The sequence below is a fragment of the Burkholderia sp. BCC1988 genome (assembly GCF_905339895.1).
Taxonomy (GTDB): domain Bacteria; phylum Pseudomonadota; class Gammaproteobacteria; order Burkholderiales; family Burkholderiaceae; genus Burkholderia.
The window spans coordinates 323,166-344,252 of sequence record NZ_CAJPHA010000004.1 but is presented as its reverse complement, the minus strand read 5'-3'; the positions used below and the strand labels follow the sequence as shown (position 1 = coordinate 344,252).

Here is a 21,087-nt window from a genome sequence, read left to right as displayed (position 1 = left end):
CGACGCGGAACATTCGAAGCCGCGCGATTTCACGAACCTTGGGATTGGAGAAAGACGATGTCCGAAGTGCAAGTCAAGACGCACGGTGATCTGATCCGCAGCCGCCAACCGGGCCACGGGATGCCCGGCGAACTGTTCGGCCGTCAGGACGTCTTCGAAACGGATGTCGAGATCTTCTTCCGGAAGCACTGGATCCTGGTTGGCGTGACGGCCGACGTTCCGGAGCCCGGCGACGTGTCGACCGTCGACATCGGCAAGTCGTCGATCTTCATCGTGCGCGACGACGACGAGAACGTCCGAACCTACCGGAACGTGTGCCGTCACCGTGGCGCGCGCCTGAAGGAGGCGGGGAAGTCGACCGTTGGAATGCTCGTGTGTCCTTATCATCAATGGACGTACGACCTCGATGGCACGCTGCGCCACGCGACGCACATGGGCAAGGATTTCGACACGACCTGCCGCAGCCTGATTCCGGTGAAGACGCGCATCATCGGCACGCACATCTTCGTGTGCCTCGACGACGATGCACCCGAGGACATCGCGAAGCTCGAGGACACGATGGCGCCGCGCTTCGCGCCGTACGACCTGCGGCATACAAAGATCGCGTTCGAGCAGGAGATCGTCGAGCACGGCAACTGGAAGCTGGTGATCGAGAACAACCGCGAGTGCTATCACTGCGCGGGCACCCATCCCGAGCTGACCGCGTCGTTCCTGCCCGAGGATTTTGGCTTCTGCCCGGAAAACCTCACGGACGAACAGCTTCGGGCGTTCGAGGAATACCAGGCGCGCAACGCCAGCTGCCAGGCGAACTGGGCGCGCGAAGGCTTCCTCGGCTCGGCCGTCGAATGGCTCGATGAGGATGCCGTCACGCAGTTCAGGACGCAGCAGCTCGTGATCGCCGGCGCGGGCGAATCGCAGACGATCAGCACGAAGGTGGCGAGCACGAAGCTGTTCGGCGACCTGCAACGGCGCGATCTCGGCGATACGCATCTGTGGACGCACAATTCGTGGACCCACGTGATGAGCGACCACGCGGTGATTTCGTACATCATCCCGCTCGCACCGGACAAGACGCTCGTGCGCACGAAATGGCTCGTCCATGCCGACGCGGTCGAGGGCGTCGATTACACGCTGTCGGATCTGACCGAGGTATGGGTCGCGACGAATACGCAAGACAAGCACCTCGTCGAGATCACGCACGCGGGCACCCAGGATCCTGCGTATGCGCCGGGCGTGTTCTCGCCGTTCACCGAGGCTTACGTCGACCGGTTCTCGCGCTGGTACGGCGCGCGGTTGAGCGCGCACGGGATCTGATGGAGGTGAGACGCGTCGGGAGGGCGATTTCGGATCCTTTCTCAGCGGTGTGCGATGCGGGCCCGATTGACGTTGACTTCTCCTGGCCCATCGGTCCGCTCGGCTGACCGGTCCCGGCTGGCGGGATTTCAGAATTGAAACTTCGATTCCATATCTGAGTCGGTACGAGGCCGGGCTGCGCGCCCGAGCCCCGTCCATCAACGCCGTCCGTGTGATATTCCATGTGGCCTGCTTTTTGCCTTTACGAGACGACATGTTCGATGTCCTCTCGTCTGACCGGTCTTTCCTGACGAAACGAACCGCACGGTTCGAGAGGCGACCCGCTTTTCAATCGTAAGGTGAATGCAATGACTGACTACGGCAAACGAAACACGGTTTCCAGGAACGATGCGCGTCGCGTTGCGCGCGAACGCGCGGTGGAAGCAGATCGATCCGCGCCGACGCGCGAATCGTCCGGTGAACGCCGCCGCGATACGAACTGGGCGTGGGCAAAGGGAACGGCCGGCTACGACTGGATGGACCACGCACCGCTGTTCGATCACCGCGATTGATCCTGTCGCGAGCGCGGTTCGTGCCACGGGCTCGCCGTGCTTCGACCGACGACCGGACCGGCCGGCGAGCGGTCCCTTATTTCCGTTTGGTCGGCTGGATGCTATTCGTCGTCGCGATGTCGATAGCGATCATCCGGCGATCTGGCGAACATGTCGACTGGCGCAAGCCGCGACGATGCAACCGCGAATGACCGACGCGACGATCCGCACGCCGCCCAATGAAGCAGGCGGGCGGAGCACGCCGCGGCGGCGAACTCAATTCAACCATTCACTATCCATGGCCGCCGTGACGCCTATCCCAATCCAGTCCATCCTGATCGCGAACCGCTCGGAAATCTCGATCCGCGTGATGCGTGCCGCCGCCGAACTGAACATGCGTACGGTGGCGGTGTATTCGAAGGAAGACCGCCTCGCGCTGCATCGCTTCAAGGCGGACGAGAGCTACCTAATCGGCGAAGGCAAGAAGCCGCTCGCCGCGTATCTCGACATCGACGACATCCTGCGCGTCGCGCGGCAAGCAAAGGTCGACGCGATCCATCCGGGCTACGGCTTCCTGTCCGAGAACCCCGATTTCGCGCAGGCCGTGATCGACGCCGGCATCCGCTGGATCGGCCCGTCTCCCGACGTGATGCGCACGCTCGGCAACAAGGTCGCCGCACGCAATGCGGCGATCGCCGCCGGCGTGCCCGTGATGCCCGCGACCGCGCCGCTGCCGGACGATCTCGATGCTTGCAAGGTGCTGGCCGCAGAAGTCGGCTATCCACTGATGCTGAAGGCGAGCTGGGGCGGCGGCGGACGCGGGATGCGCGTACTGGAAAACGATCAGGACCTCGAAACACTGCTGCCTGTCGCGCGCCGGGAGGCGCTGGCCGCGTTCGGCAACGACGAGGTATACGTCGAGAAGCTCGTGCGCAATGCGCGGCACGTCGAGGTGCAGGTGCTCGGCGACCTGCACGGCACGGTCGTGCATCTGTACGAGCGCGACTGCACGGTGCAGCGGCGCAACCAGAAGGTCGTCGAACGCGCACCGGCGCCGTATCTCGATCACGACGGCCGGCAGGCGTTGTGCGAATCGGCGCTGCGCCTGATGCGCGCGGTCGGGTACACGCATGCCGGCACCGTCGAGTTCCTGATGGACGCCGACACCGGCCAGTTCTATTTCATCGAGGTGAACCCGCGTATCCAGGTCGAGCATACGGTGACCGAGATGATCACCGGTATCGACATCGTGAAGGCGCAGATCCGCATCACCGAAGGTGGCCGGATCGGCCTCGCGGAGGACGCGACGGACGGCGACGGCGCGCTCGTCGCGCGCGCGGCCGGCGTGCCGGAACAGCACGCGATTCCGCTGAACGGCAACGCACTGCAGTGCCGGATCACGACCGAGGACCCGGAGAACGACTTCCTGCCCGACTACGGGCGGCTCACGGCCTATCGCAGCGCGGCGGGCTTCGGCGTGCGCCTCGACGCCGGCACTGCCTACGGCGGCGCGGTGATCACGCCGTACTACGACTCGCTGCTGGTCAAGGTGACGACCTGGGCGCCGACGGCCGCCGAATCGATCCACCGGATGGATCGCGCGCTGCGCGAGTTCCGGATTCGCGGCGTCACGTCGAACCTGCAGTTCCTCGAGAACGTGATCAATCACCCGGCCTTCATCGCGGGCGACGTGACGACGCGCTTCATCGACAGGACGCCGGAGCTGCTCGCATTCGCGAAGCGCGGCGATCGCGCGACGAAGCTGCTGCGCTATCTCGGCGAGCTGAACGTGAACGGCAATGCGGAGATGAACGGCCGCACGCTGCCGGCATTGCCGCTGCCGAAACCCGTGCTGCCGAAGGTCGATACGGCGGTGGCGATTCCGGCCGGCACGCGCGATCGACTGCGCGAGCTCGGCCCCGAGAAGTTCGCGCGCTGGATGCTCGACCAGAAGCAGGTGCTGCTGACCGACACGACGATGCGCGACGCGCACCAGTCGCTGTTCGCGACGCGCATGCGCACGGCAGACATGCTGCCGATCGCGCCGTTCTACGCACGCGAGCTGTCGCGGCTGTTCTCGCTCGAATGCTGGGGCGGCGCGACCTTCGACGTCGCGCTGCGCTTCCTGAAGGAAGATCCGTGGGAGCGGCTCGCGCTGCTGCGCGAGCGCGTGCCGAACATCCTGTTCCAGATGCTGCTGCGCGGCTCGAACGCGGTCGGCTACACGAACTACGCGGACAACGTCGTGCGCTTCTTCGTGCAGCAGGCCGCGAGCGCGGGCGTCGACGTGTTCCGCGTATTCGATTCGCTGAACTGGGTGCGCAACATGCGCGTGGCGATCGATGCGGTGGGCGAGAGCGGGATGCTGTGCGAAGGCGCGATCTGCTACACCGGCGACCTGTTCGACACGTCGCGCTCGAAATACGACCTCAAGTATTACGTCGGCATCGCGCGCGAGCTGCAGCGGGCCGGCGTGCACGTGCTCGGCATCAAGGACATGGCCGGTATCTGCCGCCCGCAGGCTGTCGCGACGCTCGTGAAGGCGCTCAAGGAGGAAACCGGGCTGCCCGTGCATTTCCATACGCACGACACGAGCGGGATTGCCGCGGCGTCGGTGCTCGCGGTGGTCGGTGCGGGCTGCGACGCGGTGGACGGCGCGCTCGACGCGATGAGCGGGCTCACGTCGCAGCCGAACCTGTCGAGTATCGCGGCGGCGCTGGCCGGCAGCGAACGCGATCCGGAGCTGGATCAGGATCGCCTGCACGAAGCGTCGATGTACTGGGAAGGCGTGCGCCGTTATTACGCGCCGTTCGAATCGGAGATCCGCGCGGGCACGGCCGACGTCTACCGTCACGAGATGCCCGGCGGCCAGTACACGAACCTGCGCGAGCAGGCGCGCTCGCTCGGCATCGATCATCGCTGGACCGAGGTGTCGCGTGCGTATGCGGACGTGAACCGCCTGTTCGGCGACATCGTGAAGGTCACGCCGACGTCGAAGGTGGTCGGCGACATGGCGCTGATGATGGTCGCGAACGACCTCGGCGTAGATGACGTGCGCAATCCGGACAAGGACATCGCGTTCCCCGAGTCGGTCGTGTCGCTGTTCAAGGGCGAGCTGGGTTTCCCGCCCGACGGCTTCCCGGCCGAGTTGTCGCGCAAGGTGCTCAAGAGCGAACCGCCGGCGCCGTATCGTCCCGGCGACCAGCTTCCGCCGGTCGACCTCGACGCGGCACGCAAGCAGGCCGAGACCGCGTGCGAGCGCCCGCTCGACGACCGGCAGCTCGCGTCCTACCTGATGTATCCGAAGCAGACGGTCGACTATTACGCGCACGTTCGTGCCTACAGCGACACGTCGGTCGTGCCGACGCCGGCGTTCCTGTACGGGCTGCAGCCGCAGGAAGAAGTGGCGATCGACATCGAGCCGGGCAAGACGCTGCTCGTGTCGCTGCAGGGGCAGCATGCAGATGCGCAGGACGGCATCGTGAAGGTGCTGTTCGAGCTGAACGGCCAGTCGCGTTCCGCGCTGGTCGAGCAGAAGAGCGTCGTGCAGGCGGGCAAGGAGCGTCATGGCCTGCAGCGTGCCGATCCGGCCAATCCGCTGCATGTCGCCGCGCCGATGCCGGGCTCGGTGGTCACGGTCGCCGTGCAACCGGGGCAGCGTGTGTCGGCCGGCACGACGCTGATCGCACTCGAGGCGATGAAGATGGAAACGCACATCGCGGCGGAGCGCGACTGCGAGATCGCGGCCGTACACGTGAAGCCGGGTGAGCGAGTCGCGGCGAAGGATCTGCTGATCGAGCTGAAAGACCCGGCGCAATGACGGTTGCCGCGCCCGGTCGTATTCGCGAAGCCGATCGGGTGCAGCCGCGAGGATCACGAACCGCGCGAACAGTTCGGCCAGATGCGCGAGCATGTGATGGAAGCGCTGCGGCTCGTCCCTTACGCGCGCTCGACGAGCGGCCACACGGCGGCCGCGCCGAAGCACGCGTTGCAGGCGGCGCACGACGTGTGCGCGATTTCGGCGGCCGGGTCGTTGATGTCGGCGATCGGCTCGGGCGGGCGATGCGTGCAGCATGGCAAGCGCGGCGACGCCCGGCGTGCGTCGATGCCCCGGCCGTCGATCGCTCCCGCGCCGGCCCGCAGCACGCACGACGCATGGATGGCGGCGTGTCGCGCGCGCGTCCGGCGTCGCAGGTCGTTGCGTCTACACGTTGATGACGCCGCGTCCGAGCTCGACCACGCGACCGCCGACGCTGATTTCACCGTTCGAGCCGACCGACAACCGCAGCAGGCAAGGCCGGCCGACGGCTTCGCCCTGTTCGACCTCAAACGCGGCGGGCAGCGCGTGATGGGCCGCAAGCAGCCAGCCGCCGAGATTCGCGCAGGCCGACCCCGTGCCCGGGTCTTCGAAAATCCCGCCGCCCTGTTTCGCAAAGAAATAGCGGGAGACCACTTTCCCGGGACGATGCGGGTCGAACGCGAACACATAGGCGGTCTTTCGACCGAGGCTGTTGGTCGGCCAGCGCTCGAGGCAGGCGCTGTCGGGCCGGGCGCGGCGCACGGCGGCGGGGTTCTTGACGGCGACCAGCAGTTGGTCCGCGCCTGTGTCGACCCAAAGCGGCGGCGCGAGAAAATCGTCCGTCGTCAGTCCCAGCATGGCCGCCGTATCGGTATCGGGCAACGCGCAAGGCGCCGTTTTCGGCATGCCCGCGTGCGGGGCGGTGAACGTCCACACGTCGTCGCCGGCTTTGACGTCGACCACGCCGGCCTTGAATTCGAGCGCGAGTGCGTCGCCTGCCTTCAACAGGTCGCGCACGACATGCGCGGTACCGAGCGTCGGATGGCCCGCGAACGCCATTTCATGGCCGGGCGTGAAGATGCGCACGCGGGCATGCGCACGCGCCGACGGCAGCACGAACGTCGTTTCCGACAGGTTGAACTGCACGGCCAGTGCCTGCATGGTCGCGTCGTCCATGCCGCGCGCATCTTCGAACACGCATAGCGGATTGCCGCCGAACGTCGATTCGGCGAATACATTGAGCAGGCGGAACGCGTACTGGGTCATCTCGATCTCGTGTGAGAGGGGCGTGCTGGTCGGGGCGTGCGAGCATCGCCCGGATGTCGGGATGCTTCGGCACGATCCTGCATTCTGCCGGACCGAGTGCATCGATCGATGCGCGGTCGCTCGGCATTTCAATTTTCGTGCATCATCAGGGTTCTCCGCTTCGGCCCGGCCACGCGAATTTTCGCAACGATCGCGCCAATTTTTTCGCCGGAGCAGACGGCCGCCTGCGAATCCGGAACCGTCCGGTTCAAACACAACGACGCCGTGCCCATGCAACACAGGTCGGGTTCCGTGTCGCTCAACGCTTGCAGCATTCTGCATGCAGGAGGAAGACATGGCATCCGACGGAAGCCACCTGAAAACCGGGGGTGGACTCGCGAACGCATCGGCGGGCACCGCTTCACCGCAATCCATGCTGGAAATGCTCGCACGCGGCGTGGAAAACCTGCTGATCCCGGCCGACACGCCGTGGCCCACGGCGCAGCTCTACCTCGCGGACAACGACCGACAGTGGAAATTCTCCGCTGTCCTGGTTGCGATCGTCACGCGGCGCGAGCCGACGATCCTGCTGACCAAGCGATCGTCGGGGCTCAGCGAATACTCGTCGCACGTAAGTTTCCCCGGCGGACGTCCGGCGGAATCGGACACCAGCATCGGCGCGACTGCACTGCGCGAGGCGTTCGAGGAAATCGGCCTCGCGCCCGATGCGGTGCGGATGATCGGAAGCTTGCCGATTCATAAAACGAGAAAGCGCAATCACGCCATTTTTCCCGTGATCGGCTTCGTGTCGGAAACAGCCGCATGGGAAGCCGCACCCGCTGAAGTCGAGGCGATTTTCGAGTTTCCGTTTTCGACGCTGCTGAATCCCGATCTGCCGCGGCAATACGGCGACGGCGAACGCGCCGGCGCTTGGTACTGGGCGGATCAGACGCAGGACATCTGGGGCGTGACCGCGTTCATCCTGAAATCGCTGGCGGGTCTGGTGCGCGATGCCGCGGGTGGAGAGTGTGCACGTCCCGACTAGTTTCACGCGCGGGGCCTCGGGCCCGCCGAGTCACGCGTGCCGCTCGCGGCGCGTCGCTCAGTGTGACGACACGAACACCGAATCCTCGAACGCCGCCGGAATCGCGAACTGCGCACGCATGCGCTTCGTCTCCTGCGCGGGCGTGAGCCCGAACAGCCGCTTGAATTCCCGGCTGAACTGCGACGGGCTCGCATAACCGACCGCATGGCCGGCCGCCTCCGCGGTCAGGTCCTGGCGCACCATCAGCAAGCGCGCCTGATGCAACCGCGTCGACTTCAGGTACTGCATCGGCGACACCTGCGTGATCGCCTTGAAGTGGCTATGGAAGCTCGGCACGCTCATGCCGGCTTCCGCGGCCAGTTGCGCGACGTCGAGCGATTGCGCGTAGTCGGCGTGGATCAGGCGCAGCGAACGGCCGATCCGGCCGAACTGTCCGCGCATCGCCAGCGCGTTGCGCATGGCGCTGCCCTGCGCGCCGGTGAGCACGCGGAAATACAGTTCGCGCAGCAACCCGCGGCCGAGCACCGCCGCTTCGAGCGGCCGGTGCAGCGCCTCGACGAAACGCAGCACGGTCGCCTGCATCGCGTCGTCCATCGGCGTCGACATCATGCTTCTCGGCGCCTGCACGGGTTCGGCGATCCCTTCGCGGTCGATCTGCGCGGCCAGTTCGGCGGCCATCGGGAAATCGAGGTGCAGATACAGCGCGAGCAGCGGGTGCGCCGCCGTTGCGTCGGTTTCCATGCTGAACGGCACGGGCACCGCTACGGCCAGGTAGTGGGCCTCGTCGTACAGGTAGCGTTCGCCGCCGAAATAGCCGCGCTTGCTGCCCTGGCAGACGATCACGATGCCCGGGTCGTACAGCACCGGCGTGCGCGACAGCGCGCGGTTCGAGCGCAGGATGCGCACGCTCGGCAGTGCGGTCAGGTTGTAGCCTTCGTCCGGCGCCAATGCATGCAGCAACGCGATCAGGTGTTGGCGGCTGCGCGCGGGCAGCTGCGGCGATCGGGACGAAGAGGGCGCGGTGCTCATAGTTTTATGCAAGAAAATCAGCGGAACCGGGCTTAGTTTACGTGGATCGTCAGACTAGTATGCATGCTTCGATCGACATTCGGGAGAAGCTCACATGGCATCCGGCACTATCATGCTCATCACCGGCGTCAGCAGCGGCTTCGGCCGTGCACTCGCACAAGCGGCGCTGGCCGCGGGTCATACGGTGGTCGGCACCGTGAGAAGCGAAGCGGCGAAGCGGGCGTTCGAAGTACTGTCCCCGCATGCGGCCATCGGGCGCGTGCTCGACGTGACCGACTTCGAGCGCATCGACGGCGTCGTCGCGGCGATCGAGTCGAGCGTCGGGCCCGTCGACGTGCTGGTGAACAACGCCGGTTACGGGCACGAAGGCATCATGGAGGAGTCGCCGCTGTCGGAGATGCGCCGACAGTTCGACGTGAACGTATTCGGCGCCGTCGCGATGATGAAGGCCGTCGTGCCGTTCATGCGCGCACGCCGGCGCGGTCGCATCCTGAACATCACGTCGATGGGCGGCCACATCACGATGCCCGGCATTGCCTATTACTGCGGCAGCAAGTTCGCGCTGGAAGGGATATCCGACACGCTCGGCAAGGAGCTCGAGCCGTTCGGCATCGCGGTGACCGCCGTGGCGCCGGGCTCGTTCCGCACCGACTGGGCCGGCCGTTCGATGACGCGCACGCCGCGCTCGATCGCCGATTACGACGCGCTCTTCGATCCGATCCGTCACGCGCGCGAGGAGAACAGCGGCCGTCAGTTGGGCGATCCCGCGAAGGCCGCGCGTGCCATGCTTGCGGTCATCGAGGCGGACCATCCGCCGGCCCATCTGTTGCTCGGCAGCGATGCGCTTCGGCTCGTGCGCGCCAAATGGTCGGCGCTGGAAGACGACATGTGCGCGTGGGAGGCGGTGACCGTGTCGACGGACGGTTGAAGGCACGAGGGTTGGGGCGTGCGAAATCGCACGGTTAGTTGCGTTGAATGGTCAAGTCTCGGGATGCGAGCACACCGCTGCGAGGTTGTGCCCGTCCGGACCGGTGACGAACGCGGCATGGTCGTTCGCGCCACACATCGTCGTTGCCCGCGGAGAACCGATACACGGCGGTATGCAATTGGCTTCATGACACGGTCGCGGTTTTCCGCTACAACACTCAGGTGCCGCATCGACCGGCGCGGTGTGCCGCCGCGCCGCAGTTCGACACCGACATCCAGCCGGGTGGCCGGCCGGCACGTGACGTTCACCTACCCCAAAGGAGCCTGAAGCCATGCCTTACATCACCACGAAGGACAGCGTCGACATCTTCTACAAGGACTGGGGCCCGAAGGATGCGCAGCCGATCATGTTCCACCACGGCTGGCCGCTGTCTTCCGACGACTGGGATGCCCAACTGCTGTTCTTCGTTCAGAAGGGCTATCGCGTGGTCGCGCACGATCGTCGCGGCCACGGCCGGTCGGCGCAGGTTTCCGACGGCCACGACATGGATCACTACGCGGCCGACGCGTTCGCGGTGGCCGAAGCGCTCGACCTGCGCAACGCGGTCCATATCGGCCACTCGACCGGCGGCGGCGAAGTCGCGCGCTACGTGGCCCGCCACGGCGAGCCGGCAGGCCGCGTCGCGAAGGCGGTGCTGGTCAGCGCGGTGCCGCCGCTGATGCTGAAGACCGACGCGAACCCGGAAGGCCTGCCGCTCGAGGTCTTCGACGGCTTCCGCAAGGCGCTTGCCGACAATCGCGCGCAGTTCTTCCTCGACGTGCCGTCGGGCCCGTTCTACGGCTTCAACCGGCCGGGCGCGACGGTGCACCCGGGCGTGATCCAGAACTGGTGGCGCCAGGGCATGATCGGCAGCGCGAAGGCGCACTACGAAGGCATCAAGGCGTTCTCGGAAACGGACCAGACCGAAGACCTGCGGTCGATCTCCGTGCCGACGCTCGTGTTGCACGGCGAAGACGACCAGATCGTGCCGATTGCCGATTCGGCGCTGAAGTCGGTCAAGCTGCTGAAGAACGGCACGCTGAAGACGTATCCGGGCTATTCGCACGGGATGCTGACGGTCAACGCCGATGTGCTGAACGCCGACCTGCTGGCCTTCGTCCAGTCGTAACGCTGGCGGCGCAAGCCCGTTCTCGCGGGCTGCGCCGCGCTGGCCGGTGATGCCGGCCAGCTTCCTTTCGCTTCGCCGGCGGGTTTGACCGGCTACGCGGAACGATGCTGCCGGCACGACACCGCGAAGTCGCCACGGCGCAGCGTAGCGTCCGGCTCGCTACCGTTCCCCCTCGATGCACCGCACGATTGCAGCCGCTGCCCGCTGCCCGCTGCCCGCTGCCCGCTGCCCGCCGCCCGCCGCCCGCCGCCCGCCGCCCGCCGCCCGCCGCCCACCGCCCACCGCCCACCGTCCACCTCACGCTGTCCACCGCACGCCGCCAACCGCCCGCCTCGGCAATCCGCATCCGCGCACCACCGGCTCATGCGCGTGCCGACACCCGGCGAAATGCATCTCCACTCACTGTAGACGCAACCCCACCTTGATTCCGGATCGTATGAATTAAGATGCAGCCGGCACTTCGGGGTGTCCGGCGCTGGGCGACAGAGGCAGTACGCAAGCCGTCGTCCGTACCGGAAGCAAAGGCCGTCCGCGCGATCGAACCGGGCGAGGCTCGACGAAAGCGCGGCATTCCATATCCATTGAATGGCACTGCTTATCAATATGCGCGGCAGGTTCGACCTGCTGCACGGGCAAGCACATGCCGTCAATCCAGAACAAGAGGATTGTGATGAAACCCGTTACCTGGACGGCCATGGCCGTCGTTCTCGCGTTGACCGCATGCGGCGGCGACGACGTCTCGACCAAGAGCGGTGCGTCGCAGTCGACGCCGACCTCCCCCGGATCACCTTCAGGCACGACATCGCCCGGCGGCGGCTCGAACGGCGGCTCGAATGGCGGGCCGACCGGCGGCGGAACCACGCAGCCGCAGGCCGGCTGGTCGACGGCCGTCGCGGTGGACGGCAAGGGGCCGGAAGGCGACCCCAGCGTGACGATCGACGCGAGCGGCAATGCGCTCGCCACCTGGATGACCGTCGACCCGGCCAGTCCGTACGGCAACGAAATGTGGGGCGCGCGCTATGTCCCCGGTTCGGGCTGGCAAAGCGCGACGCGGCTCGACACGAGCGACGGTACGCATTCGATGAACGGGTTGACCGGCGTTCCGCCGCAGCTGGTCGGCAATGCGAGCGGCCATGCGGTCGCGTTCTGGACCGAATGGATGCCGGGCCCCAACACGTACGCATTGTGGGCGCGCCCGTACAGCCCGGGCGCCGGCTGGGGCACGGCGTCCGAACTGGCAGCGGACATGAGCGGGTCGTCCTATACGGCCGGGATCGACAGCCAGGGCAACGCGCTCGTCGCCTGGACGCAGTCGATCAGCCTGCTCGATACGCGCATCGCCTGGACGCGCTATACGCAGGCGGGACAGTGGTCGCCCACGGCGCTGATCCAGATGCCGGTGCAGACCGGGCCGGGTGCGGTGACCGGCGATACGGACAACGTGAGGCCGATGATGTCGGTCCTGTCGTCCGGCCGCGCGGTGCTCGCGTGGCGGCAGACCAACCATACGCATTCGGCGCTGTGGACGGCCACGTACGACCCGACCAACGGCTGGACCGACGTCAACCAGGCCGTGTCGAACACGAGCCTGTTTACGACGATCATCTCGCCCGCGGCCGGCATGGACGCGAAGGGCAACATCACGCTGGTGTGGGGGCAGCTCGACGTGACCGGCGGGCATCTCGAGACGACCACGATGGCGCAACGCTTCGTCGCCGGCACCGGGTGGCAGCCGGCCGCGCCGGTGGCGCCGGCGATCACTGAGCCGACCGGCTTCATCGCGACGCCGATGCTGACCGTCAACGACAACGGCATCGCGGCCGTGATGTGGGCGGAGGGCGGCGCGGTGCTGCAGGCGAGCGTGTCCGATGCCGGCGGAAACTGGGGGCCGCTGCAGCGGCTGACGGAACACCTGAACGGGGCGGCCGCCCAGTACCCGCCGCTGGTGATCGACGCGGCGGGCCACGTGACGGTCGCATGGCAGGACACGGGCTTGCCGGGCGCGTCGGCCGTCATCGCGGCCAGCTATCGGGACGGGGCGTGGAGCGCGTCGACGGTGGCGGCACAGAGCGCATCGTGGCCGGCGCTGGCCGTCAACGCGACGGGGTCGATGGCACTCCTCTGGCAATCGTACGTCGCGAGTATCGGCAGCCAGCTGCAGTCCAGTTTCTATACCCCGGGCTCGTGATCGCGTTGCGCGGGAAACCGAAGGAGAAGCCATGAAGAAGACCTTGCTTTGCACCGTACGGACCGCGCTGGGCGCCGCGGCCGCCGGCCTCGCGCTGGCCGGTTGCGGCACGACGCAGATGAACATGACCGACGTGCAGACATCGACCGCGAAGACGATCGGCCTTGCGTCGTCGGACGAAATCACGATCGCCAACGTGCAGTACGGGAAGAAGAACGGGCTCGGCGGCCAGCAGGTGAGTTACGACGCGACCACCGGCAAGGGGCGGCGCTTCACCTGCACCGTGTTCATGATTCCCGGCCTCACGCCGATCGACCGGCCGACGTACAACGACTGGGAATGCCACCCGCGTCGCTGACGCCCGCGCTGCCCGCCGCGCGCCTGTCGATCGACGGCGCGGCGGGCACTGCGACGAACCCGCTGTCCACCGCCGCATTTTGGTCCGATAATCGACGAACCGATCCCTTCCTTTCCTGTCGGCTCGAATGAAAACTGCCATGGATCAAGCGGATGCCATCCCCGTCTTCAAGTTTCGTACCACCGACTATCCGGTGCGGGACCGATTCCACGTGTGGGTCAAGGACATGCTCTGCGACTACCGGCTGGACGACCTCGGCGACTACGGCGCGTTCAACGCGGAAGCGACCGGCGCGGCGCTCGGCCCGCTGATCTTCTCGAGCCGGTGCTGGCGGTCGCGCGCGCCGACCTACTCGGTGCACCGCACGACGCGGCGGATCCGGCTCGACGGCCAGGATTCGATCCGCTTCACGCTGCTGCTGGGCGGGCATCTCACGTGCCGCACCGGCGGGCCGGAACTGGTCAAGCGTGCGGGCGACCTGTTCGTCTATGACGTCGCGCAGGTCAACGATTGCCGGGTCGAGGCCGGCGACGTGATCAGCCTCGTGGTGCCGCGCTATCTGCTGCCGGCCCATGCGGCGAACGCGCACGGGCAGACGCTGGCGAGCGGTGTCGGGCGGCTGCTCGGCGACCAGATGCTGTCGCTGCACCGCAACCTGCCGAACCTGCGCACGCACGAGTTGCCGAGCGTCGTGCAATCGTTGCTGCTGCTCATGAGCGCGGCCGTCGCCCCGAGCGCACAGGCGTTCGACGAGGCGCGCGGACCGATCGACACCGCGCTGATCGAGCGCGTGCGGCGCTATATCGACGCGCACCTGCTGGAGCCCGACCTCGCACCCGAGCGGATCTGCCGGGACATCGGCGTGTCGCGGGCGCGGCTTTATCAGCTGTTCAAGGAAGAGGGCGGCGTGATGCGGCAGCTCACGCGCAGGCGGCTGCGTCACGCGTACCACGTGCTCGGCGATCCGCAGCGCCGGCACCAGCGCATCGCGGAGATTGCATGGGCGCACGGCTTTCCGGACGAGAAGTACTTCCATCGGCTGTTCAAGGCCGAGTTCGGCCATACGCCGAAGGAAACGCCGGCATGCGCGGCGGCGCCTGTTCTGCTGCCGTTCGGCGCGGACGATGAAAGCCGCTGGGGAGACGGCGGGCGACTGAAGGGGTGGACGCTACCGTTCGGGGTGCTGAACAACTGAGCGGATGTCGCGTGACGATTCAACGCGCAATTCGTGCCATTCCTGTCATTCATACTCGCACGTCACGCCTCGTTCGCAGCGCTGTCGCCCATGTCGCCTTCGATCGCGGCCATCAGATCGTCGACGCTCACCATCAGCGCCCGAACCTGCCGCAGCGATTCGTACTGGTGCAGCACCGTGCGCCATGACGGCAGTTCCAGCAGCGCTTGCCAGACGGCGCCGAGGCCATGCGGATCGGCATCCGCGCACTGCGCGAGCGCGCTCGCGTATTCGAGGCTCGCCGGCGCCGACAGCAACTGCATCCGGCTTGCGGCACCCAGCAAGCGCGGCGCCGGGTCTGCCGACGCATCGCAGCAGTACAGCACTTCGCGCTGCAATGCCGCGTCGTCGATCGTCAGCGCGCGCAGCGACGCGCCGTGCAGGCGTACCGTGCCTTCGCGCGTGTCGAACGCATAGACGGTGTCCGGATCGGCTTGCGCGAGCAGGCTCAGGCCGCGCAGCAGGCGCGGCAGATCGGTCGTCGCGGCATCCGCGGACGCTTTCGCTTCGACGAGAAACACGACGTGCCACGCGGCCGACGGATCGTCGCCGCGCGCGCGAGCGAGCAGCACCGCATCCCACTCGGTCTTCGCGCGGTCGTGCTTGGCCGGTATCGAAGCCGGCACGCGCATCGACGTGACCACGCGATACGTGCGCTGCGCATCGCTCGCATCGAGCTGCGCGGCCAGGGCGTCGAGCGCCTGCGCGGCCAGCGCCTCGACGGCCGCGCCCCGCTGTTGCGACGTGACACCTTGCGCGACGGCGAGCGCGCTGCCTTCGAGCGGACCCTGGCGGCTCCACAGCGTGCGGTACAGCCGGACGTCCGGATCCGGCGCCAGCGCATCGAGACGCCGCAGCCGCCCGAGCGCGGCGCTGTCCTTCAGTCTGGCGACGTCCTGTTCGAACGCGGTGTCGGTCGCCATCTCCGGCCGCGCGAGCAGCTGCCGCAGCGCGGCGTCGAGATCGTCCCACGACGCGCCGGCCGCGGCCGCATGCAGCCGCGCGAGCGGCGCGCGTTGCCATGCCTGCGCATGCCGCTCGAGCCGGGCCGGATGCGCGATCGTGTTGACGGCCGAGCGCAGCGCGCGCCGGTCCTGCTCGGCATGCGCGGCGAGCGACGCGTATTCGCGCACGGCCGCCGCGCGATGCCGAAGCACCGCGGCCTGGAAGGCGGGGTCGCCGGATTGCGGGTCCATCGCGTCGCCGATCATCCGCGCGAGCGCATCGATGAAGCGGCGTTGCAATGCTGGGTCGGGCGTGCGGCCGTCGGCCTGCATCCGGCGCGCTTCCTCGATCGCGACGGCGATGACGACGGCCGGGTTCGCGGCGTCGGCCAGCGACGGCGCGCGCACGAGCGGCGGCAACCGGTAGCGGCGATCGACGGTGCGCAGGACTTCGTCCAGCAGGGCGGGCAACGGTGTCGGCGGCATGGCGAATGTCGGGAGGGCACGCGGTTCAAGCGTGACGGGCGTTGTGCAACGGTATCACGCAGCGTCGGCAGGCGGGGCGGGCGCGGCGTCGCGTGAGCCGCACGCGAGCCGCCCCCGCCGCTGAACGTCAGGCCGTCAGCCCGTCAAGCCGTCAGCGTCACCGACAGGCTGCCGAGTTCACCGAAGCGCACCGTCAGCGCATCGCCGAGCGGCACGTCGATCGCGCCCGCATACGAACCGGTCGTCACGATCTGGCCGGCCCGCGCGCCGTCGCCGCGCGATGCGAGGAAATTGACCAGCCATACCAGCGGCTTGAGCGGATCGCTGTCCGGATGACGGCCGTCGATCGTGCGATTCAGCGCACCCTCGAACGACAGCGCGAGCGTCTCGAGCGGTACGTTCAATCCGTCGGGCACGACGGGACCCACGCACAATCCCTGGTTGAACTGCCCGTCGGCGAGCAGTTCGAACTTCGATGCGCGCGCGGGCTCCGCATAGCGGCAACCCAGCACCTCGAGCACGATGCGCACTTCGCGGATCGCGCCGCGCACGTCGTGCTCGTCGTACGGCTGCGCGCGGGCGGGCAGGTCGCGATCGAGCACGAACGCGATTTCCGGCTCGATCCGCACGATCGGGCCGCCGACGACGCGGTACGGCGCATCGGCCGCGCGGATCGTCGACGCGAAGATCGGCGCGACGATCACGCGGTCGGGCGGCGGCAGCGCGCATTTCCATCCGCCGATGGATTCGCCGAGCAGGTCGGCGACGCGATGCTGGATCGCGAGTGCGGTATCGACGTTCTCGGGGCGCAAGGCGTCGGGCAGCAGCGGGCCGGGCACGCCGGCATGGCGGGCGGCGACGAGATGCTGGGCGGCGCCGTCCACGCGTTCGGTAGTCGTTGTCATGTCGGTTGAGCGAGTTGAAAGTGAGCCGGCAAAAAAGGGCCGGACGAAGGTCGTAACGTCGATGATAGCGCCTTCGGCGGCATGGCCGCTCGGCAGCACGGTTCGGCCACCGGGACGGCGCCCCGGCTGCTCCGCGTGGCGCTTTGCCGCACGACCCGCTGTCGGGGAATCTTGATCGCCGTCAACCTTCGAACCGGCCGTCCGCCGATGATGGGCACATGGCCGCGCGCGACCGCGCCCGGCAACTCACCCCAGCGAGGTTCGCATGTACAAGAAGATCATGGTGGCCGTCGACGGCAGCGCTTCGTCGAAACAGGCGCTTGCCGAGGCAGTGAAGGTGGCACTGGCGGGCGACACGCACGTCAGCGCCGTCTATGTGGTCGACAAGTCGGTGTTGTTCACGTACGCGGGCCGTTTCGACCCGCACGCGCTCATCGAGGAAATCCGCGACGACGGGCGCAAGGTGCTGCATGAAGCCGAACAGATCATCGCACTGGCCGGCGCGAAGGGCGAGGCCGAGCTCGTCGAAACCGAGAGCATCGGCGAGGACGTCGCGGAACGCCTGCAGCGTTACGTGACGGAGCGTGGGATCGATCTCGCGGTGGTCGGCACGCACGGGCGGCGCGGCATCCGGCGCGTGCTGCTCGGGAGCGTCGCCGAGCGCTTCGTGCGCGGCGCGAAGTGCCCGGTGCTGCTGATTCGCGGCGACGATTCCGGCGAGCCGGCGTCCGCCGCGGCAGCCTGACGCGAGCGCGCGATGATACGTCGCCAGTACCGGATCGTCGTCGCGGCGATCGCCGTGTTCGTGTCGCTCGCGGGGATGATGGCCGTCGTGACCGGGCTGCTGTTCGACACGACGATCGCGCTGCGCGGCGGTGCGATCGCGTTGATCGTCGGCGTGGCCTGCTTTGTCGTGATGCTCAACCCGGGGCCGAAGGGCGAGGGGTGACGCGCGGCCCGCGTCGGTGCTGCCCATGCGGCGCATGCCTGTGACAGGCTGACCGTTCCCGCGCGAAGCCGCAAACCCCGGCATCGCGCGCGTGTCTCGCAGCGCTCGAGGCGTTTTCGAGCGTCGGCGGTTCTGTCAAACTGGCGCCCATGACACCGCGCCTCGCCTCACCGCCTTCCTCCGAATTCGCGCCTGCGCCAGCGGGCTTTCCCGACGCCGACGAACTGGCCGCGCTGCGTGCGTGGTATGCGGGCATGACCGTGCGCCAGGCCGTCGAGCGCTATCTGCCCGATCGTCTCGGCGACGGGCGGTCGGCGCGCGGCGTGATCGGCGGGATTCGTCGCGGCCTCGTGCGCGTCGCGCGGCAGGCCGGGCGACCCGACCTCGCGGAGCAGCTCGGTCATGCCGACAGTGCGCGCATCCGGATGGCGAAGGCCGCGACCGATGCGATCGGCGTGCTGCGCCATGCGCGCGCGCCGGTGCCGCAGATCAGCGACGACGTCGGCTTGTGGCTGCCGGCGCGCGCCGTCGTCGCGCTGCGTGCGCACGGGATCGCGACGCTGGCCGACCTGACCGTGCGGATTCCGCGGCGGCGTCAGTGGTGGCGCGCGATCGCGGGGCTCGGCATGGCGAGCGCGCGGCATATCGAGGCGTTCTTTTCCGCGCATCCCGACCTGACCGAGCGGGCGCGCGCGCTGATCGCGGCCACGCCGCGCAGCGGCATCGTGCCGTGGGAGCAGCTGAAGCTGCCGCACGAAGTCGACGGATCGAACGGCACGTTCCGCGCGCCGCGCGCAACCAGCACGCTCGACGCGGACAACGATTACGCGGCCGTGCACGCGTGGCTGTCGCTGCACGAATCGGCCGCGACGCGCCGCGCGTACCGGAAGGAAGCCGAGCGGCTGATCCTGTGGGCGATCGTCGAGCGCGGGCGCGCGCTGTCGTCGCTGACCACCGAGGATGCGGTCGCGTATCGCGCGTTCCTGCGCAACCCGGCGCCGCACGAGCGCTGGGTCGGGCCGGTGCGGCCGCGCGGCGCGCCGGACTGGCGGCCGTTTTCGGGCGGGCTGTCCGCGCGCTCGGCCGCGTACACGCTGTCGGTGCTCGGCGCGCTGTTCCGCTGGCTGATCGAGCAGCGCTACCTGCTCGCGAATCCGTTCGCGGGCGTCAAGGTGCGCGACACGCGCGGCGCGAATGCGCTCGACACGTCGCATGCGTTCACCGAAGGCGAGTGGCTGCTCGTGCGCACGATCGCGGACGGGCTCGAGTTTCGCAAGGACAAACCGTCCGGCGCGTCGCGGTCCGGCTGGACGCCGGCCGCCGCGCAACGGCTGCGCTTCATCCTCGATTTCGGCTATGCGACCGGGCTGCGTGCGAGCGAGCTGGTCGGCGCGACGCTCGGCGACATCGAAACGGACGCGCACGGCGATGCATGGCTGAAGGTGATCGGCAAAGGCAGCAAGGCCGCGCGTGTCGCGCTGCCGCCGCTCGCGCGCACGGCGCTCGACCGGCATCTGGTCGCGCGGCGGCTGCCGGTGACGCCGGTGCGCTGGCGCCCGGATACGCCGCTGATTGCGAGCCTCGCGGAAGACGGTGCGGCCGGCATCACGAGCGTGCGGCTGTGGAAGGTGATGCAGCGGTTCTTCGCGCAGACGGCCGCGCTCGTCGATGACGACAATCCTGCGCTCGCGCAGAAGCTGCGGCAGGCCAGCCCGCACTGGATGCGCCATACGCACGCGACGCATGCGCTCGCGCGCGGTGCGGAGCTGACGACGGTGCGCGACAACCTGCGGCATGCGTCGATCTCGACGACGTCGATTTATCTGCATGGGGACGACGTGAAGCGGGCGCGGCAGATGTCGAGTGCGTTTTCGGCTGACAAATGAGCAAGCGGGGAACAAGCGGGGAGCAAGCGAGCCGGTGCACGGACGCTTGCATGCGAAACGAACGGAACGACAGGGCAGCGATGGCGGTCAGACGGTTTATTCGGTAACGCAACAGGCACGCAATCCCTGCGCGCCCCCGGCAGGAGCACAAGAATGGAGACATCCACCCCCCCGCAAGCCCCGCGCGCCCGCCGCGCCTGGCACGCGCTCGTCGCGGCGCTATGCGTCGGCTGGAGCGCGCTGTCGTTCGGCGCGGATGGCGCCGACGGCGCGGCGGCACTGCTCGACCGTTACCACAGCCTCGGCGAGCAACTGAAGAACAACCCGTTCCACCGCCCGCTGTACCTCGAATCGTCCGAGGCATCTTCATCGCTGAAGGGCGATATCTACGCGGTCGTCGACTATCCGTTCGCCGTCGTGAACGGCAGGCTCAACGATCCCGCACAAGGCCCCGCGAACTGGTGCGCGGTGCTGATCCTGCACCTGAACACGAAGTACTGTCACGCGTCGACAGGCGGCAACGGTCCGGTGCTCGACGTGAACCTCGGCCGCAAGATCGAGCAGAAGCTGTCGGACACCTACCGCGTGCAGTTCCGCTACCGCGTGGCGGCCGCGACGCCCGACTACTTCCAGGTCGACCTGACCGCCGACAGCGGCCCGATGGGCACGAAGGATTACCGGATCGCGCTCGAGGCCGTGCCGGTCGGCGCGTCGCGCACGTTCCTGCACCTCACGTATTCGTACGGCTTCGGCACGGTCGGCCGCATGGCGATGAAGACCTACCTCGCGACGGTCGGCAGCGACAAGGTCGGGTTCACGGCCGCGAGCGGCGCATCGGCTGCGCAGCCGCAATACATCGGCGGCGTGCGCGGATTGCTGGAGCGCAACACGATGCGCTACTACCTCGCGATCGACACGTATCTCGCGACGCTCGACAAGCCGCTCGACCAGCGCCTCGCGCGCTGGTTCGACGCGACCGAGCAGTATCCGCAGCAACTGCACGAAGTCGAGCGCGGCGCGTATCTGCAGATGAAGGCGCAGGAGGTGCAGCGGCAGCAGACGGCGCGATGACGCCGCCT

General features: G+C 67.8%; 18 protein-coding genes. 13 read left to right on the top strand and 5 right to left on the bottom strand.

Annotation, left to right across the window (positions count from 1 at the left end; translation table 11 throughout):
* Nucleotides 1–57: 57 nt before the first annotated feature.
* The 3 genes from U4012_RS08220 (at nucleotide 58) to U4012_RS08210 (ending at nucleotide 5,664) form a co-directional block, all read left to right on the top strand.
* The gene (locus tag U4012_RS08220) at nucleotides 58–1,314 is read left to right on the top strand and encodes an aromatic ring-hydroxylating dioxygenase subunit alpha (protein ID WP_321797596.1); all 1,257 of its coding nucleotides are present in this window, start codon (nucleotides 58–60) and stop codon (nucleotides 1,312–1,314) included.
* Nucleotides 1,315–1,730: 416 nt separating this feature from the next.
* Complete coding sequence (locus U4012_RS08215; protein ID WP_260426335.1) at nucleotides 1,731–1,865, top strand: hypothetical protein; 135 nt, start codon at nucleotides 1,731–1,733, stop codon at nucleotides 1,863–1,865.
* A 277-nt stretch (nucleotides 1,866–2,142) separates the two neighbouring features.
* Nucleotides 2,143–5,664: a pyruvate carboxylase gene (locus U4012_RS08210; RefSeq protein ID WP_321797591.1), complete on the top strand. Its 3,522-nt coding sequence runs from the start codon at nucleotides 2,143–2,145 to the stop codon at nucleotides 5,662–5,664.
* Nucleotides 5,665–5,783: 119 nt separating this feature from the next.
* Here U4012_RS08210 and U4012_RS08205 read toward each other — a convergent pair whose 3' ends face one another.
* A complete protein-coding gene (locus tag U4012_RS08205; protein WP_321797589.1) occupies nucleotides 5,784–5,990 on the bottom strand; it encodes a hypothetical protein in 207 nt (68 codons plus the stop codon).
* Nucleotides 5,991–6,048: 58 nt separating this feature from the next.
* Entirely contained in the window at nucleotides 6,049–6,909 is an 861-nt protein-coding gene (locus U4012_RS08200; protein WP_321797644.1) for a PhzF family phenazine biosynthesis protein, read from the bottom strand.
* Nucleotides 6,910–7,243: 334 nt separating this feature from the next.
* Here U4012_RS08200 and U4012_RS08195 point away from each other — a divergent pair, with 334 nt between their 5' ends.
* Nucleotides 7,244–7,933 (top strand): CoA pyrophosphatase, encoded by a 690-nt coding sequence (locus tag U4012_RS08195; RefSeq protein WP_321797587.1) that lies wholly within the window; start codon nucleotides 7,244–7,246, stop codon nucleotides 7,931–7,933.
* A 57-nt stretch (nucleotides 7,934–7,990) separates the two neighbouring features.
* Here the strand turns inward: U4012_RS08195 and U4012_RS08190 are convergent, their stop codons facing one another.
* Nucleotides 7,991–8,962 carry an AraC family transcriptional regulator gene (locus tag U4012_RS08190; RefSeq protein ID WP_321797584.1) on the bottom strand — a complete coding sequence of 324 codons (972 nt, stop codon included), beginning with the start codon at nucleotides 8,960–8,962 and terminating at the stop codon, nucleotides 7,991–7,993.
* Between the two features lie 94 nt (nucleotides 8,963–9,056).
* On the opposite strand from U4012_RS08190, the gene U4012_RS08185 reads away from it, so the two are divergent.
* The 5 genes from U4012_RS08185 (at nucleotide 9,057) to U4012_RS08165 (ending at nucleotide 14,799) form a co-directional block, all read left to right on the top strand.
* Nucleotides 9,057–9,890, top strand: coding sequence for an oxidoreductase (locus U4012_RS08185; RefSeq protein ID WP_321797582.1), 834 nt, complete (start codon nucleotides 9,057–9,059; stop codon nucleotides 9,888–9,890).
* A 331-nt stretch (nucleotides 9,891–10,221) separates the two neighbouring features.
* Entirely contained in the window at nucleotides 10,222–11,058 is an 837-nt protein-coding gene (locus U4012_RS08180; RefSeq protein ID WP_044848485.1) for an alpha/beta fold hydrolase, read from the top strand.
* Nucleotides 11,059–11,728: 670 nt separating this feature from the next.
* Nucleotides 11,729–13,246, top strand: a complete 1,518-nt coding sequence (locus tag U4012_RS08175; RefSeq protein ID WP_321797579.1) for a hypothetical protein — start codon at nucleotides 11,729–11,731, stop codon at nucleotides 13,244–13,246.
* Nucleotides 13,247–13,277: 31 nt separating this feature from the next.
* Complete coding sequence (locus U4012_RS08170) at nucleotides 13,278–13,604, top strand: hypothetical protein (protein ID WP_044848119.1); 327 nt, start codon at nucleotides 13,278–13,280, stop codon at nucleotides 13,602–13,604.
* A gap of 139 nt (nucleotides 13,605–13,743) precedes the next feature.
* Nucleotides 13,744–14,799: an AraC family transcriptional regulator gene (locus tag U4012_RS08165; protein ID WP_321797576.1), complete on the top strand. Its 1,056-nt coding sequence runs from the start codon at nucleotides 13,744–13,746 to the stop codon at nucleotides 14,797–14,799.
* 62 nt (nucleotides 14,800–14,861) lie between these two features.
* On the opposite strand, the gene U4012_RS08160 is transcribed toward U4012_RS08165, so the two are convergent.
* Together U4012_RS08160 and U4012_RS08155 are read right to left on the bottom strand one after the other, a co-directional pair.
* Nucleotides 14,862–16,268 (bottom strand): 3-deoxy-D-arabino-heptulosonate 7-phosphate synthase, encoded by a 1,407-nt coding sequence (locus U4012_RS08160; protein ID WP_321797574.1) that lies wholly within the window; start codon nucleotides 16,266–16,268, stop codon nucleotides 14,862–14,864.
* Between the two features lie 143 nt (nucleotides 16,269–16,411).
* Nucleotides 16,412–17,173, bottom strand: coding sequence for a 2-keto-4-pentenoate hydratase (locus tag U4012_RS08155; RefSeq protein ID WP_321797571.1), 762 nt, complete (start codon nucleotides 17,171–17,173; stop codon nucleotides 16,412–16,414).
* Nucleotides 17,174–17,438: 265 nt separating this feature from the next.
* Between U4012_RS08155 and U4012_RS08150 the strand changes: the two genes are divergently transcribed.
* The 4 genes from U4012_RS08150 to U4012_RS08135 all read left to right on the top strand — a co-directional run bounded on the left by U4012_RS08150 (nucleotide 17,439) and on the right by U4012_RS08135 (nucleotide 21,079).
* Entirely contained in the window at nucleotides 17,439–17,918 is a 480-nt protein-coding gene (locus U4012_RS08150) for a universal stress protein (RefSeq protein ID WP_321797569.1), read from the top strand.
* A gap of 12 nt (nucleotides 17,919–17,930) precedes the next feature.
* On the top strand, nucleotides 17,931–18,122 hold the full coding sequence (locus U4012_RS08145) for a DUF2964 family protein (protein WP_124485744.1): 192 nt from the start codon (nucleotides 17,931–17,933) through the stop codon (nucleotides 18,120–18,122).
* 149 nt (nucleotides 18,123–18,271) lie between these two features.
* Entirely contained in the window at nucleotides 18,272–20,008 is a 1,737-nt protein-coding gene (locus U4012_RS08140) for a site-specific integrase (protein ID WP_321797566.1), read from the top strand.
* Between the two features lie 153 nt (nucleotides 20,009–20,161).
* On the top strand, nucleotides 20,162–21,079 hold the full coding sequence (locus U4012_RS08135) for a hypothetical protein (RefSeq protein WP_321797564.1): 918 nt from the start codon (nucleotides 20,162–20,164) through the stop codon (nucleotides 21,077–21,079).
* Nucleotides 21,080–21,087: the final 8 nt, after the last annotated feature.